Consider the following 15097-nt stretch of genomic DNA (forward strand, 5'->3'; position numbering starts at 1 on the left):
TTGCGCAGCGTCGGCGAGCGGCTGCAGGCCAATGTCCGCGCCACCGACACCGTCGCGCGGATGAACGGGGACCAATTCGCGGTCCTGGTCGAAGACCGCCCCGACGTCGCAACACAGGTCGCCAGGAAGCTCGCCCGGTCCTTCGACGAGTCTGTCGAACTCGAGGATCACCGGCTGCACGTGCATCCCAACATCGGCGTGGCCTCGGCCGCGTCGAAACCCGGCTCGGCCCTGACGCCAAGCGAGCTTCTCGAACAGGCCGACGCGGCCCGGAACCGGGCCCAACAATCGAGCTCGACCGACGTGCAGACATTCACCCCCGACATGGATGCTCGGCTCGGCAAACACCCGACTCACGACGCCAGCATGGCCCGACTGCAACTGCTCGGTGAACTGCGACGCGCCATCGACGAAGGCCTGCTGACGCTGCTGTACCAGCCGAAATTCGACCTGCTGACCGGCTCCGTCCGCGGCGCCGAGGCGCTGGTGCGATGGCAACACCCCGAATTCGGCGTGCTGCGGCCCGATGAATTCTTACCGTTGGTCCGCGAACACGGGCTCATGGATGCCGTCACCGACCTGGTGCTGTCGCGCGCGGTCGCCGACGCTTCGGAGTGGTATGCCGCGGGCGCCGTCATCCCCGTGGCGATCAACTTGTGGGCGCCCTCTCTCGACGAGGACGCCCTGCCGGACCGCATCATGTCTGTGCTCGACCGTCGCGGCATGTCCGCCAGTTCACTCACGATCGAGATCACCGAGGACCTGTTGGTCGCCGACCTTGCGAAGGCCCGCGCGGTGCTCAATCGTCTCCGCGAGGCCGGCATCCGAGTGGCCATCGACGACTTCGGCAGCGGTTACGCCTCGCTCACCTATCTGCGTGAACTACCCATCGACGACGTCAAACTCGACCGCCAATTCATCGCGCCCATCCTGCACGACGAACGCGCCGCAACGATTGCCCGATCGGTGATCGAGTTGACTACGAAGTTCGGCATCGCCACGATCGCCGAGGGCGTTGGGAACGCGGAAACGGCTCTGCGACTGAAGGAATACGGTTGCGACGCCGTGCAAGGCAACTTCTTCTGTCCCCCGTTGCCTGCCTCCGACATTCCGCATGTCCCCCAGAACGCCACGCTCGCAGCGCAGTAGATACGCGACGGCATAGGGTTGCGCCGTGCACATTGACGTGATGGTGGTTCCGCAACCGCTGGGTGAGATCGGTGGCCTGGCCCAACGCGCTCAGGCCGCGGGATTCTCCGGCCTGCTGTTCACCGAGACCGGACGCACGGCCTACCTCAACGCCGCCGTGGCCTCGCAAGCCGCTCCCGGACTCGAGTTGTCGACCGGCGTCGCGGTCGCGTTTCCCCGTAGTCCGTTCGTCACCGCGGCCGAGGCGTGGGAGCTGCAGGAGGCGACCGGCGGCAAATTCCGGCTGGGCCTGGGCACGCAAGTGCGCACCCACGTCGTGCGCCGCTACGGTGTACCCTTCGAACACCCGGGCCCGCGGCTGCGCGACTACGTGCTGGCGGTGAAAGCGTGTTTCTCGGCGTTCCGCACCGGAAAGCTCGATCACCACGGCGAGTTCTACGACCTCGACTTCATCACGCCGCAGTGGAGCGCGGGCCCCATCGACGCGCCCGACCCCAAAGTCGATATCGCAGCGGTGAATCCGTGGATGCTGCGGATGGCCGGCGAAGTGGCCGACGGGGTGCACGTCCATCCGCTCGGCGAACTCGGCTACATCAAACGGCACGTGCTGCCGAACATCGCAGCCGGCGCGGAGAAGGCGGGCCGCTCAGCGTCGGACGTCACCGTCATCGTGCCGGCGATGACGATCGTCGGCGACAGCGACGAAGAACGTGACGCCCAACGCGAGACGGTGCGCACCAGCATGGCCTTCTACGGCAGCACCCCCAACTACGCATTCATTTGGGACGAGGCGGGATTCGAGGGCACGACCGCGCGCATCCGCGAGAAGCAGAAGGCCGGCGATTACCAGGGCATGGCCGCCCAGATCACCGACGAGCACATCGCGGCGTTCGCCACCGAGTCGACGTGGGACGGGTTTGCCGACGCCCTGACCCAGAAGTACGGCGGAATCGCCACGCGCATCGCCCTTTACAACGCTCTCGGCGACGACGAGCGCTTCGCGCGGTACGGCGAGGTCGCCCGTCAGCTAAGTCGGTGATGTTCTCGAGTGAGTCACATGCCGAAGTGCGTGTGACGCACCGCCGCCACCGCCTCCGCTGGCCCGCTCACTTCGACGTGCGCAGCCGCTTGGCGCCCGAAGACGTAGAGGAGGAGCTCGCCCGGCAGACCGGTGAGCAGAGCCGTCGGGTCACCCGCTATGGCCGTCACCTGCTCGTTGGTTCCAGCCCATTGGATTTCGAGCCCGCACCCGGCAAGACGCCGACTCAGATAGCGACCCCCGCGGCGAACGTTTCGCCACAACGCGGCATCCATTGCGGGCGTGAGGCTTCGAGGCCCGTGGTTATTCGCTCGGCGTACGTCCTCGTGATGGACGAAGAACTCGTTGAGATTCGCCACGGCGCGAACCCATCCGATGCGGAAGAACCCGATCGGCGGGCCGGACCGGATCCGCGTGACGAGCCGCGAGAAGTCCTGGCGGCGGGCCAATCTGGCCCGACGCCGTTCGGCGAATTGTTGGAAGGGACCGGGCAGCACGAGGCAGGGGCCGGCGACGGGATCGTGTTCCCGCAGCACGAGGTGGGCGGCGAGATCGTGGGTAGTCCAGCCCCCGAGAAGTGTGGGCGCCGAAGGGCCGAGCTCGTCGAACAGATCACAGAGCGCCAGGCGCTCTTGCGAATCCAGCCGGGCATCGACGTCGCCGGGTGTCAACGCACCTCAATCCCGTCCAGCGACAAGCTTGTCGACATCGATGACTTCACCGCGATTGATGCTGACCCAATCGCGCCCGCCGAGGTACGGACGCAGACTCTGGGCAATCAGCTCAACATCGGCGGGTGACTTAGGCCGCTGGAGTTCGTAGACATGCGGCAGCTCGGCCATACCAGTGACGACGTTCCACAGCGTCAGGGCCGCCGGTCCGGTCGGCGGATACGCCAGCACCGGTCCGAACAGGCATTGCCCGTCGATGAAGAGCGTGGGGACACCGTAGCCACCCGCATCCAGCACCCGCTGATGGTCGGCGCGGATGTCGTCGTGGGTAGTCGGGTCATCCAGTGCCGCATCGAGAATCGCCTCGTCGACGCCGATGTCGCTCAGCAAGCGTCGCGCAACCTCGGGCTCGTGCGGTTTGCCGCCGACAGTGTGCAATTCGTGTCCGATCGCGGCATACCACCGGTCGAGCAACGACATGTCGGTCCGACGCAGCAGTGCGCCGATCCGCATCAATGACCAGCCGTACGACCAGTCGCGCTCCCACGGATGCTTCTTGCCTTCGACCCGGTTGATTTCTTCCAGGCTGAAGAACCGCCAATTGACGGTGATGCCCAATTGTGCGCGGACGTCACGGATCCACAGCGACGTCTGAAAGGCGAAGGGGCACATCGGGTCAAAGTGAAAATCCACGGCGTTGCTCATCCCTTGACTCCCTTGTCCAGAAAGCGCCCAGCGGCCTACCCATGAGGCTACGACTTCGGACGCACTCCCGCGGCGCGATACACGAACACCGGCTCCACCGGAAACCGCAGCGTGGTGGTGGGCAGTTGCTGCAGCACCTTGTCGGGGATGGCCCTCTTGTAGTGCAGCTTCATCGAGCCGCTGAAGGCATGGTCCACGCCGCGTAGGTCGATATCGATCAGCAAGCCTTTCTTGGTGATCGTCGCGGCGGCCGGGCCCTTGTTGGTGTCCCAGGAGCAGTCGATGGACCGCAGATTGGCGTCCCCACGCGTCGGGAAGGTAGCGACGACCCGCGCGGCGCTGAACGCGAACGCACCCATATAACGGGAGACGCCTGAGGCCGAAAAGACACCGGGGACATGCCCGCTGAAATGCCGCACCACGGCGACCCTGGGGGCGAGGAAGATGAGACCCTCGGCCTCGAGCTGGTCGTGCAGTTCGGCAGGCACATTGGTCAACTGTGGCCAGTTACGGAGGAAGCCAAGCACAGCCAGACGGTAGCTGAGGCGCCGCCCGTCCGCAGTAAATCGAGCGACCGTTTTACTGCACCGTCACGATCGCCGTGTACTGGCACACCGGCGTGGCGTTTTTGCCCACGAAGCTGGAGTAGTAGGTGGAAATCGTCGTCGTCCCGGGCTTCAGCGCCGTGAACATCCACACCTCGGTGCCGGGCGCGCCCAACGCGTCGGTGCTCGGCTGCACATACTGGTGACTCGTTTGCTCGACGATGGATGAATCGCCGATCTTCGTGTCGGCCTGCCACCGGTATGGGGTGCTGTAATTCGCGCCCAACTGCAGTTTCAGCGTGTACCCCACCGCGAGAGTGACGTTCTGGGTGATGTTGTTCTGCTTCAACACCTGTTCCATCGGAACCACGAGGGTCTTTGACGTCGGCGGGTTTCTGCTCTCGAAGTGGCAGCCCACCAACATCGACGAGACGAGAATCGCGACGGTCACGAGGAGCCTGATCTTCACGAAAGTCATCACCTCCATTATGGCGTGAGGCCGAAAAGCCTCGGTCGGGGCAGTTAGCGGCAGCGCGCTGAAGACGGTCGCGGTCTAGGTCGTCGTTTCGGGCGCGCGTTTGCTGTAGGTCGGGTAGCTTCTGTGCATGTTCGGCATCATCCGGCCCTGCCGTCATCGACTCGGCGGCGAGCTCGCAGCAGCCTGGACCGCCCAATTATGCGGATTGTGTCTGGCACTGCGCGACGACTATGGCCAGTCCGCGCGAATCGCCACCAACTACGACGGCCTCGTGGTCTCGCTTCTGGTCGAAGCGCAGTCACCCGAGCGGCCCTCCCGCCGCAAGGCCGGGCCCTGCCCGCTGCGCGGCATGCGGCGCGCCGACGTGGCTACCGGCGACTGCGCGCGACTGGCCGCCGTCGTTTCGCTGGCCCTGGCCGCCGCGCGGGTACGCGATCACGTCGACGACCACGACGGCATGCTCGGCGCGGCCGGCGTGCGACCGGCCGCGCGCCGCATCGCCGAGCGCTGGGTGCGTCAGGGCACCGACACGGGTCAGGACCTGGGATTCGACACCGGCGTACTCGTCGCCGCGATGGACCGGCAGGCCGAGCTCGAGGCGACGGCCGGACCCGGCAGCTCGCTGCTGCTGGTGACCGAGCCCACCGAAACCGCGGTCGCCGAGGCCTTCGCCTACACCGCGGTGCTGGCCGGGCGCCCCGGTAATCAGGCGCCGCTGCGCGAGATCGGTCAGCTGTTCGGGCGGGTAGCCCACCTACTCGACGCGGTCGAGGATTACGACGACGACCTGGCGCGCGGCAAGTGGAATCCGTTGGCCGCCACCGAAACTCCGATCGCACAGGCCCGCGTCCTGTGCGACGACGCGGCGCTGGGCATCGAACTGGCCCTGACCGAAGTGGAGTTCACCGACGGCCGGCTGGCCCAGCGACTGTTGACCCGCGAGGTGCGCCGCGCGATCTCCCGCACCTTTACCAAGTCGGGCAATCCCAGCTGCGGAACACCGCACGGCCAGCAGGAACCCATCAACTTCGGCAACCAACCCGTCGGCGCGGGCTACCCGATCCCTGGGGGCGAAAACCCCGAGGGCGAAACACCCGACCCCGGCGCCAAGGGCAAAGGCGGCCGAGGTGGCGGCAGCTGCATCTGCTGCTGCGATGGGTGCGACTGCTGCTGCGAGTGTGGGGACTGCTGCGACTGCTCATAGGGCAGCTCATCGAACTCGTTGCGCCATTACATCTTTGTGACGTGTTTCGGCCCGTGCGGCCGGACACCGGCGGGTACGGCAGGATGGGCTCGTGTTTGGGCTCGAAGTCATCGTGGCGCTCGTCTCGGCCGTCATCGTCGGAACGGTGCTGGGCCGGCGCTATCGCGTGGGCCCACCGGTACTGCTCATTTTTCTGGGCACGCTGCTGGGCCTGATTCCCGCCTTCGGTCATATCCACGTCAACGGCGAGATCGTGCTGCTGATCTTCTTGCCCGCAATCCTTTACTGGGAGGGCCTGGGCACCAGCATTCGCGAGCTGCGCGCGAACCTGCGCATCGTCATCTTCCTGAGCGTCATCCTGGTGATCGTCACCGCGGTCGCGGTGTCGTGGACGGCGCGAGCGCTGGGCATGGAATCCCACACGGCGGCGGTCCTGGGTGCCGTGCTGTCCCCCACCGACGCCGCCGCGGTGGCCGGCCTGGCGAAAAAGTTGCCCCGCCGCACGCTCACCGTGCTACGCGCCGAGAGCCTCATCAACGACGGGACCGCGCTGGTGCTGTTCTTCGTGACCGTGCACGTCGCGGTCGGCGGCGCCGAGATCACCCCACCCGACCTGGCCCTGCGGTTCGTCGGCTCCTACCTCGGCGGCATCGCCGCGGGACTGCTGGTTGGCGGCTTGGTGACCCTGGCGCGCAAACGAATCGACGCACCCCAAGAGGAAGGGGCCATGAGCCTGCTCACGCCGTTCGCGGCGTTCCTGCTCGCCCAGGCGCTGGATTGCAGCGGCGTGGTCGCGGTGCTGGTCTCGGCTTTGGTGCTGGCGTACTCGGGGCCGGTGGTGATCCGGGCCCGCTCCCGGCTGCTTGCCTGGGGATTCTGGGACATGGCGACGTTCCTGATCAACGGCACGCTGTGGGTGTTTGTCGGAGTCCAGGTCCCGGGCGCGATACGTGGTATCTCGCATGTCGACGGCGGACTTCGCCACGCCGTGGTCCTTGCGTTCGCCGTCACCGGCGTGGTCGTCGTGTCCCGGATCTTCTGGGGCGAGATCACCACGATGTTGCTACGCCTCATCGACCGCCGCGAGGTACAGCGCGAGCGTCGGGTGCCCTGGCGTCAGCGCTTCGTTACCGCCTGGGCCGGATTCCGTGGCGCCGTGTCGCTTGCCGCAGCAATCGCCGTCCCCACCACCACGCTCAGCGGCGCGCCGTTCCCCGACCGCAGCATGCTCATCTTCGTCGTTGTCGTCGTCATCCTGGTGACGGTCCTGGTCCAGGGAACCTCGCTGCCCGCCGTCGTTCGCTGGGCACGGATGCCCGAAGATGTCGCTTACGCCGAGGAATTGCAACTGGCCCGCTGTCGAGGTACTCAAGCCGCCCTCGAAGCCTTACCCGTGGTGGCAGGCGAACTCGGTGCCAGCCCAAAGATGTTGGCCCGTCTGCAAAAAGAATACGAAGAGCACGCCGCGCTCGTGGCGGAGAACGGCGACGGTTCGACCAACGATTTGGCAGAGCGCAACGACCTGGTCCGACGGGTGCGTCTCGGCGTGCTGGAGCACAAGCGCCGGGCCATCACCACGCTGCGCAATCAAAGGGTCATCGACGACCTCGTGCTGCGCGAATTGCAGTCCGAGATGGACCTCGAAGAGGTGCAGCTGCTCGACGCCGCCGACACCTGACGACGAGTCAGGGGTTGACCGTACAGTCGGCGGCATGTTGCAGACGATCGCTGTCCGCGGGTACCGCTCACTGCGCGAGGTCATCCTGCCGCTGGGCCGGCTATCGATCATCACCGGGGCAAACGGCGCGGGAAAGTCGTCGGTATACCGCGCGTTACGACTGTTGGCGGATTGCGGCCGCGGCGAGGTAATCGGCTCGCTCGCCCGCGAGGGCGGGTTGCAATCGGTGTTGTGGGCGGGGCCCGAGCAACTGGGTGGCGCTCGACGCTCGCGGAAGACCGAGGGCACGGTGCGCAACCGGCCGGTGTCACTCGAAATGGGCTTCGCCGCAAACGATTTCGGCTATCTCGTCGACCTGGGCCTCCCGCAGTCGGCCGGGCCGTCCGTCTTCGCCCGCGATCCAGAGATCAAACGGGAAGTGTTGTTCGCCGGGCCGGTGCTGCGGCCCAGTGCGACGCTGGTGCGCCGGTCTCGGGTTTTCGCCGAAGCCGTCAACTCGGGCAACGGTTTTGACGAGCTGAGCCGGTCGTTGCCGTTGTACCGCAGCGTGCTCGCCGAGTACGCCAACCCGCACGCGCTGCCCGAGCTCGCGGCCGTGCGGGAGCGCCTGCGCGGGTGGCGGTTCTACGACGGCTTCCGCGTTGACGGCGGTGCACCCGCCCGGCACCCGCAGGTGGGCACCCGCACCCCAGTGCTCTCCGACGACGGCAGCGATCTGGCCGCGGCAATTCAAACAGTCCTGGAATCCGGCTCCGACGACTTGAGCCGGGTCGTCGCCGATGCATTCGACGGCGCCACGATCGCGGTCGCCATTCATGACGGGTTGTTCGACCTTCAGCTGCGCCAGCGCGGCATGCTGCGCCCGCTGCGCGCGGCCGAGTTGTCCGACGGCACACTGCGATTCCTGCTGTGGGCCGCCGCGTTGTTGAGCCCTCAAGCGCCGTCGCTGATGGTGCTCAACGAGCCGGAGACCTCGCTGCATCCCGACTTGGTGCGCCCGCTTGCCTCGCTGATCCGTGCCGCGGCGGAGCTGACTCAGGTTGTTGTTGTCACGCACTCGCGGTCGCTGCTGGAGTTCCTCGACACCGTGCCCGTCGGCGAGGGGGCTGACTCCGACGGAGCCGTCGAGATCGAGCTCTACAAGGACTGGGGCGAAACGCGTATCACCGGCCAGGGCTTGCTGACCACCCCGCGCTGGGATTGGGGCAAGCGCTAGCCTGCCCAACCTCGCCTGCCCACCTTCCCGCCGAGTGTGCGTCCTGGGCGGCGTCGACCGGCGTGTCGCCGCCCTCACAGCACACTGGAAACCCTGAACGCACACCAGCGCCAGCCGAATTCATGGAGTGTTAAGGCACGCGTCAGGCCTGCATCGTTGACTGCACACAAGCACCGCGTGTCCTCAGCGTATGCGCGTTGTACAGGTCGCCAACTTCTATGGCCCTCGCTCCGGCGGCCTGCGTACCGCGGTGGATCGATTGGGCGCCGAATACAGCGCCAACGGACATGAAGTGTTCTTGATCGTTCCCGGTCCGCGCCCAGAGCGCACCCTGCTGCCGACGGGTGTGGTGCGAATCACTATGCCCGCCTGGCTGATTCCCTTCACCGACGGTTACCGCGCCGTGATGCCGGGCCCCGTCAAGGCGCTGCTGGAAGCACTGCAACCCGATGCCTTGGAAGTTTCCGACCGGCTCACGCTGAGATCACTGGGACGATGGGGCCGCGAACACGGCGCCACGACTGTGATGATTTCGCATGAGCGGCTGGATCGCCTTGCCGGCCAAATACTTCCGCGCCGACCGGCGCGTAGCCTCGCCGACTTTGCCAACGGCCGCACCGCAGCCGACTACGACACCGTGGTGTGTACCACCGGATTCGCCCGCGAGGAATTCGATCGCATCGGCGCGAAGAACGTCGTCACGGTGCCACTGGGTGTGGACCTGAAGACCTTCCACCCGAGTCGGCACTCTGCCCTGCTTCGCCGGCAATGGGCCACACCCAAGCAGCTCCTGCTGGTGCACTGCGGCCGTTTGTCGGTGGAGAAGCGGGCGGACCGCAGCATCGACGCACTGGCCGCGTTGTGCGATTTCGGCGTCGATGCCCGCCTCGTCGTGATGGGCGAGGGCCCGATGCGGGCCAAGCTGCAGCGACAGGCCATCGGGCTGCCGATCGACTTCACCGGGTTCGTCTCCAACCGGGATACCGTCGCCGGGCTGCTGGCCTCGGCTGACGTCACGCTGGCGCCGGGGCCGCACGAGACTTTTGGGTTGGCCGCGCTGGAATCGTTGGCCTGCGGGACGCCGGCGGTGGTCTCCCGCACTTCGGCGCTGACAGAGATCATCACGCCGGACAGCGGCGCCTCGGCCGACAACCACCCCGAGGCGATCGCCCGGGCCGTCGGCACCGTCATCAGCCTGCCCGAATATCACCGCCGGACCTGCGCGCGGCGCCGCGCGGAGAGCTTCACCTGGCAGCGGGCGGCCGCCGGCATGCTGGCGACGTTGGGGCCCACCGCATAGCGCTTAGAAGTCCGCAGCCGCCCAAGAACCCGGTGGGTATGGCGGAACATGGCCGGCAAAGGCGCCGTCGGTGAGGCTGCACAGGGTGTCGGTGATGGTTCCCGCATTCGCCAACACCTTCGGCTGGCTGCCCGGTACGACGCGCGCCACCACTGCTTGCCAGAAGTAGCCCGCGCCGCCGTGCTCGTACCAGACGAACCAGTCGGCATCCCGGTTGCCGGCACGGATCAAGCGGCGAAACGGCAACGTCGGATCGTTCACCGAATCCGTCGCGTTGAACGGTGCGCCGATGTCGGCGATGGGCGGCAAGAGTTTGACAAGTTCCGGTGGCAATTCAGAAACACTGTGCACTTCCCGCACGGGTGTCACCAGCGTGCACTGCGTATTTGGCATCGCCGCGGCCGGGGGCGCCGTCACCACAGCGAGCGCGAGACCCGCCGCGAGCGCTACCCGATAGATGTAGCCCATGTCGGCTCCCGTCGACCCCGGTGATGATGATCGGGACCTTACGCCGTTGTTTGCTGGGCGAGGACGGTTTTCACCCGACGACTAGGCTCGTGACAGACAACAAAGGAGGTAGACCGTGGAAGCGCGCGACCGGGTGCTGATCACCGCCACGGAGCTGGCCGACCTGATCGAGGTCGGCGATCCGCTGACCATCCTGGATGTGCGTTGGCGACTCGATCAGCCCGACGGGCGAGCCGCCTACCTGGAAGGCCACCTCCCCGGCGCTGTGTACGTGTCACTCGACGAGGAACTCAGCGATCACACCGTCACCGGGCGCGGCCGTCATCCCTTGCCATCGGGGCGAAGCCTCGAGACCGCGGCACGCCGCTGGGGTATCCAGCAAGACTCGCTGGTCGTGGTCTACGACGACTGGAATCGTGCCGGTTCTGCGCGAGCATGGTGGGTGTTGACCGCGGCCGGGGTCGCGAATGTCCGCATCCTGGACGGCGGGCTGGACGCGTGGCGGTCGGCCGGACGAGATCTCGAGACGGGCCCGGTCACTGCGCAGGCAGGGAATGTGACTGTGCCGCATGATGATTTGTATGCCGGAGCTCGACCCACCCTGACCGCCGAACAAGCCGCCGCGGGCGCCGTAACGCTACTCGATGCACGTGCACCGGAACGCTATCGTGGCGACACCGAACCCGTCGACGCTGTCGCCGGTCACATCCCCGGAGCGCGGAACCTGCCAAGCGGCTCCGTGTTGGCCGCCGACGGCACATTTCTCGGCGATTACGCCCTCGCCCAGCAGCTGTCCGACCGCGGCATCGACCGTGCCGGCCCGCTGGGCGCCTATTGCGGGTCGGGCGTGACCGCCACCATCTCGGTCGCGGCGCTCGCGGCAATGGGTTGCGAGGCGGCGCTGTACCCGGGGTCGTGGTCCGAGTGGTCTTCGGATCCGAGTCGCCCCGTGGCTCGCGGTCCCGAATAGCGACCAAGTCAGCCGCCGGACCAGCTCTGCAGAAATGCCGCCGTCACTCGAGCGGCGTTGGCGGCGGCGACTCCCTTGTAGACGAAGAATTGAAACGGGAAGCCGGGCAGGCGAAGCGGATCCCCCGGCCCGTCGGAGATGCCGCGGATACCGAGGAACGGAATGCCGTGCGCCTCGGCGACCGCCTGCACCGCCGCGGTCTCATTGTCCGTCGCAACGAAGGCCGGATCCGCCGTCAATACGACCTTCGCGTTACTGATCAGCCCGTGCCGCAGCCACGGCCATGCTGCCTGAACGAAGTTGCCCGTGTAGAAGAACGAGCGATCGGGAGCGGTTCGGGGCTGACAGCCAAACACCCCACCGCCGTTGGGGATACACGGGAATGCCCGACCGTTGTTGTTGTCGTATGTGCAGCCGTCGCCACCGACCAGCAGTAGCGGAAGGTGCGCCGTCAGCTTGACGGGTTTCAATGTGACGGAAAGCTTGTCGGCGACGGCAAACATTGCGGGGTCCACCGGATGGAAAGTCATGCCGTTGTCCAGCGTCCAGCGCGCAGGTACGGTCACGTCGGCAAGACCGATCCGCCCCGCACCGCCGGCCACCCCCGAAAAGACTACTGCACCAACGGCACCCGCGAATCGGGTCAACGCAATCTCGGTGGTCTCGGTCGCGTTCACCATGCCGATGCCGGTCATCGCCACGATCACCTCCTTGCCGCGGATCGAGCCGAGATAGAAATGGCGTCGGTCAGCGACCACCACCGGGTCGGAGTCCAGCGTGGTGTGCGACAGCACCGCCTCGGCCTCGACGGGAAAGGCCGTCAAGACCAGCGTGCGCTGTTGCTGTGAATCGACCGGCACGTTGGGCACTTCCTTGGGTTTGGCGGCGCCCCACCAGTATCGTCCTTTTCACTCGTCAATGGTGGCCAGAAGCTAGTCTCAGGGCGCGACAAAGGAGTCAGCCCCATGCTCGAAGTGATCGAGAGAGCACCCCAGAGCGAGTCCGACAAAGCGCCATTGCTCTTCGTGCACGGCGCGTGGCACGGAGCCTGGTGCTGGGACGAGTATTTCTTGGACTTCTTCGCCGAAAAGGGCTACCGGGCCGTCGCGTTGAGCCTTCGCGGCCACGGAAACAGCAGCGCGCAGGGGTCCATGCGGTTGTGTTCGATAGCGGACTTCGTCGACGACGTCGATTCGGTTGCCAAAAGCCTTCCCGAACCCCCGGTCGTGGTGGGCCATTCCCTGGGCGGTTTCGTGGTGCAGAAGTACCTGGAATCGCACGACACTCCGGCCGCCGTGCTGCTGGCCTCCGCACCCCCGAGCGGGATTACCGGATTCTTGCTGCGCAGGTTCAAACGGCACCCGTGGCACACCGCGGCCGCGCTGGCCCGGACAAGGTCATTGCGCGGCGTCGGCGGTACGCCCGAATTGGCCCGCGAAACCTTCTTCTCGGCCTCGATTACGGAGGCCGATCTGGCGCGCTACACCGCGCTCCTGTGCGAAGAGTATGCACTGAAAATTGCGATCGACATGTTGTGGCTGAACTTGCCTAAACCTCAGCTCGTCACCGCCCCGCTCCTGGTTCTCGGAGCCGAGGACGACGTCTGTTTCACCCAACAGGAAGTCCTTTCAACCGCAACGGCATACCAGACCGAGGCGGAATTCTTCCCCAACATGAGCCATGACGTGATGCTCGATCCCGGCTGGATCGCCGTAGCCGAACGAATTCATGCGTGGCTCGAAACGCTTGCCGCACAGCGTAAGTCAACCGGTACTACAGGGCAGACGTTTGATGCCGTGGAAGAACGACGAGCGTAGCCGGTCGGGTGGCCCCGTGACCGTCAGGCCCGGCACGTTTGGGTAGAGCTCCTCGAGCATGACCCGCAGTTCCAGGCGGGCCAACTGAGCGCCGAGACAGAAGTGCACTCCCCCGCCACCAAATGCGGCATGACCGGCGTCGGGGCGAGTGACGTCGAACTCGTCGGCCCGATCGAATACCTCCTCGTCGCGATTGGCCGACAGGTAATGCAGCAACACCCAGTCACCGGCGGGAATGTGCTGCCCACGGATTTCGACGTCACGCGTCACGGTACGGCGAAAGTGCATGACCGGCGTTGCCCAGCGCAACAGTTCCTCCACCGCGGGCTTGACGGCTTCGGGGGCGCGGCTCAGCAGTGCCTGTTGCTCGGGGTGGTCGGATAGCGCCAAAATGCCGTGGCTCAGCGTATTTCGGGTGGTTTCGTTACCGGCGATCGCCAGCAGCAGGAAGAACTCGTTGAGCTGGTCGCGATTGAGCTTTTCGCCGTCGACCTCCGCGGCCAGCAATGCCGACAAGATGTCGTCGGTGAGCCCGTGCTTGCGCCGGTGTGCCACCAATTCACCACAGTAGGAGAACATTTCAGCGGCGGCCCGCCCGAGAGCTTCCGGCGTCGGAGCGTAGTCGGGATCTTCGATGCCTAGGCTTCCGATGGCGTTGCTCCACCGGAAAACGTCCATTCGGTCTTCGGCGGGCACCCCGAGCACGTCGGCGATCACCTGCAATGACATCTCCGCGGAAATGTCCGTCACGGCATCGAATTCACCCTTGGCGGTGATGTCCGCGACAATGTCGCGGGCGACCTCGCGCATTCGCGGTTCCAGTCGCTGCACATTGCGGACGGTGAAGCCCTGATTGATCAGCTTGCGGTAGAGGACGTGACGTGGCGGGTCGATACCGGGCAGCAGTGCCGAGGTCGGTCCCGCCTCGACCTCGACCAAGGTGTTGCCCTTGCTACTGGTGAAGGTGTCGGTGTCGCGGCTGACGAGTCGGACGTCGGCATACTTCGTCAGCAGCCACGCTCTGGGCAACCCGGGTAATTGCACCGGGTGCACCGGTGAGCCGGCCCGTAGCCGGGTCAACGCATCGAACGGAGCACCCGTGACAAATGTGTCGGGATCCAGCACCGCCGCGGCATCGCGATCGTAAGCAGTCTGCTGATTCTCGACGACCAGGGACCCCAACACATTGGGCTTGGGAATGTTCATCGCCTCAGTCATCTCCCCTGTGCGGACGACGTGATTCCGGCGACGATCACGTCCAGCCCGGAGCGAAAGTGCGCGGCCATCTGGCGTTTGGCTCGGGGTGTGGCCGCAGCGGCGCGTGTTTCCTCCAGCGCTATCGAGCCCAGCAGGTACGTGTACAAAACGGTGTGGGCCGCGGCCGCACTGGCCTTCGGGAGTCCCGCCTCAGCGAGCAGGGAACGACTGTGCCGATCGAGCCGGCGCGCGGGTTCGCTCCCGGTGCTGGTTTGCAGGATGCTCGCGACGCCGGGGACGCCGAGGATCATTTCCCTGGCAGCACAATAGAGCTCGATGAGCCTGGCCTCCCACGGTCCGGTGTCCGGGAGCGGGATTTCGGCCAATACCGACTCGGCAACCAGTTCAAGCGCCGCTTGCTTACTGGGAACGTGGTAGTACACCGAGGGCACGGCGGCACCGAGTTCGACGGCGAGTTCGCGCATGGTCACTCGCTGGACACCCACGCGACGGGCCAGATTGCGCAAGGCGACTACCACCTCGTCGCGATCGAGTCCGCCATAAGCGCGGCGTGCTCCGGCGGTCGTGGTGACCTCATTCCCCGTGGCTGCCAAGATGTCACTCCCCACTCAGATTCGATCGTCGTTCCAAAGCAATTCG

Annotated in this window: 16 protein-coding genes; 8 read left to right on the forward strand and 8 right to left on the reverse strand. The window is 66.0% G+C overall.

Annotated elements, in window-relative coordinates; all coding sequences use genetic code 11:
• Window positions 1-1149 (forward strand): putative bifunctional diguanylate cyclase/phosphodiesterase (locus ACZY0B_RS21025; RefSeq protein WP_463766150.1); only part of this gene is annotated, 1149 nt, incomplete at its 5' end.
• A 25-nt stretch (window positions 1150-1174) separates the two neighbouring features.
• Complete coding sequence (locus ACZY0B_RS21030; protein WP_463766151.1) at window positions 1175-2188, forward strand: TIGR03617 family F420-dependent LLM class oxidoreductase; 1014 nt, start codon at window positions 1175-1177, stop codon at window positions 2186-2188.
• Between the two features lie 14 nt (window positions 2189-2202).
• On the opposite strand, the gene ACZY0B_RS21035 is transcribed toward ACZY0B_RS21030, so the two are convergent.
• From ACZY0B_RS21035 to ACZY0B_RS21050, 4 genes are read right to left on the reverse strand one after another with little or no spacing between them, the layout of a single operon-like run.
• Window positions 2203-2859 (reverse strand): TIGR03085 family metal-binding protein, encoded by a 657-nt coding sequence (locus ACZY0B_RS21035; RefSeq protein ID WP_463766152.1) that lies wholly within the window; start codon window positions 2857-2859, stop codon window positions 2203-2205.
• 6 nt (window positions 2860-2865) lie between these two features.
• Complete coding sequence (locus ACZY0B_RS21040) at window positions 2866-3564, reverse strand: mycothiol-dependent nitroreductase Rv2466c family protein (RefSeq protein WP_463766153.1); 699 nt, start codon at window positions 3562-3564, stop codon at window positions 2866-2868.
• A gap of 47 nt (window positions 3565-3611) precedes the next feature.
• The gene (locus ACZY0B_RS21045) at window positions 3612-4091 is read right to left on the reverse strand and encodes a hypothetical protein (RefSeq protein WP_463766154.1); all 480 of its coding nucleotides are present in this window, start codon (window positions 4089-4091) and stop codon (window positions 3612-3614) included.
• Window positions 4092-4143: 52 nt separating this feature from the next.
• Window positions 4144-4578 (reverse strand): protease inhibitor I42 family protein, encoded by a 435-nt coding sequence (locus ACZY0B_RS21050; RefSeq protein WP_463766206.1) that lies wholly within the window; start codon window positions 4576-4578, stop codon window positions 4144-4146.
• Window positions 4579-4714: 136 nt separating this feature from the next.
• Between ACZY0B_RS21050 and ACZY0B_RS21055 the strand changes: the two genes are divergently transcribed.
• The 4 genes from ACZY0B_RS21055 (at window position 4715) to ACZY0B_RS21070 (ending at window position 9985) form a co-directional block, all read left to right on the forward strand.
• Window positions 4715-5791, forward strand: coding sequence for a DUF5685 family protein (locus ACZY0B_RS21055; protein ID WP_463766155.1), 1077 nt, complete (start codon window positions 4715-4717; stop codon window positions 5789-5791).
• A 91-nt stretch (window positions 5792-5882) separates the two neighbouring features.
• Window positions 5883-7469, forward strand: coding sequence for a Na+/H+ antiporter (locus tag ACZY0B_RS21060; RefSeq protein ID WP_463766156.1), 1587 nt, complete (start codon window positions 5883-5885; stop codon window positions 7467-7469).
• Between the two features lie 34 nt (window positions 7470-7503).
• Complete coding sequence (locus tag ACZY0B_RS21065) at window positions 7504-8685, forward strand: AAA family ATPase (RefSeq protein WP_463766157.1); 1182 nt, start codon at window positions 7504-7506, stop codon at window positions 8683-8685.
• Window positions 8686-8875: 190 nt separating this feature from the next.
• Window positions 8876-9985, forward strand: a complete 1110-nt coding sequence (locus ACZY0B_RS21070) for a glycosyltransferase (RefSeq protein ID WP_463766158.1) — start codon at window positions 8876-8878, stop codon at window positions 9983-9985.
• Window positions 9986-9988: 3 nt separating this feature from the next.
• Here the strand turns inward: ACZY0B_RS21070 and ACZY0B_RS21075 are convergent, their stop codons facing one another.
• The gene (locus ACZY0B_RS21075) at window positions 9989-10453 is read right to left on the reverse strand and encodes a hypothetical protein (RefSeq protein ID WP_463766159.1); all 465 of its coding nucleotides are present in this window, start codon (window positions 10451-10453) and stop codon (window positions 9989-9991) included.
• Between the two features lie 115 nt (window positions 10454-10568).
• Between ACZY0B_RS21075 and ACZY0B_RS21080 the strand changes: the two genes are divergently transcribed.
• Window positions 10569-11423, forward strand: a complete 855-nt coding sequence (locus tag ACZY0B_RS21080) for a sulfurtransferase (protein ID WP_463766160.1) — start codon at window positions 10569-10571, stop codon at window positions 11421-11423.
• A gap of 8 nt (window positions 11424-11431) precedes the next feature.
• Here ACZY0B_RS21080 and ACZY0B_RS21085 read toward each other — a convergent pair whose 3' ends face one another.
• A complete protein-coding gene (locus tag ACZY0B_RS21085; RefSeq protein WP_463766161.1) occupies window positions 11432-12283 on the reverse strand; it encodes a 5'-methylthioadenosine/S-adenosylhomocysteine nucleosidase family protein in 852 nt (283 codons plus the stop codon).
• Between the two features lie 105 nt (window positions 12284-12388).
• Between ACZY0B_RS21085 and ACZY0B_RS21090 the strand changes: the two genes are divergently transcribed.
• A complete protein-coding gene (locus tag ACZY0B_RS21090) occupies window positions 12389-13240 on the forward strand; it encodes an alpha/beta hydrolase (RefSeq protein ID WP_463766162.1) in 852 nt (283 codons plus the stop codon).
• Here ACZY0B_RS21090 and ACZY0B_RS21095 read toward each other — a convergent pair.
• Both ACZY0B_RS21095 and ACZY0B_RS21100 read right to left on the reverse strand, forming a co-directional pair.
• The gene (locus tag ACZY0B_RS21095) at window positions 13187-14458 is read right to left on the reverse strand and encodes a cytochrome P450 (RefSeq protein WP_463766163.1); all 1272 of its coding nucleotides are present in this window, start codon (window positions 14456-14458) and stop codon (window positions 13187-13189) included. The two genes, ACZY0B_RS21090 and ACZY0B_RS21095, sit on opposite strands and share 54 nt — an antisense overlap.
• Window positions 14455-15051 (reverse strand): TetR/AcrR family transcriptional regulator, encoded by a 597-nt coding sequence (locus ACZY0B_RS21100; RefSeq protein ID WP_463766165.1) that lies wholly within the window; start codon window positions 15049-15051, stop codon window positions 14455-14457. The genes ACZY0B_RS21095 and ACZY0B_RS21100 overlap by 4 nt, the downstream gene beginning before the upstream one ends.
• Between the last annotated feature and the right edge of the window lie 46 nt (window positions 15052-15097).

The sequence above is a fragment of the Mycobacterium sp. IDUB_19 genome, assembly GCF_055419445.1.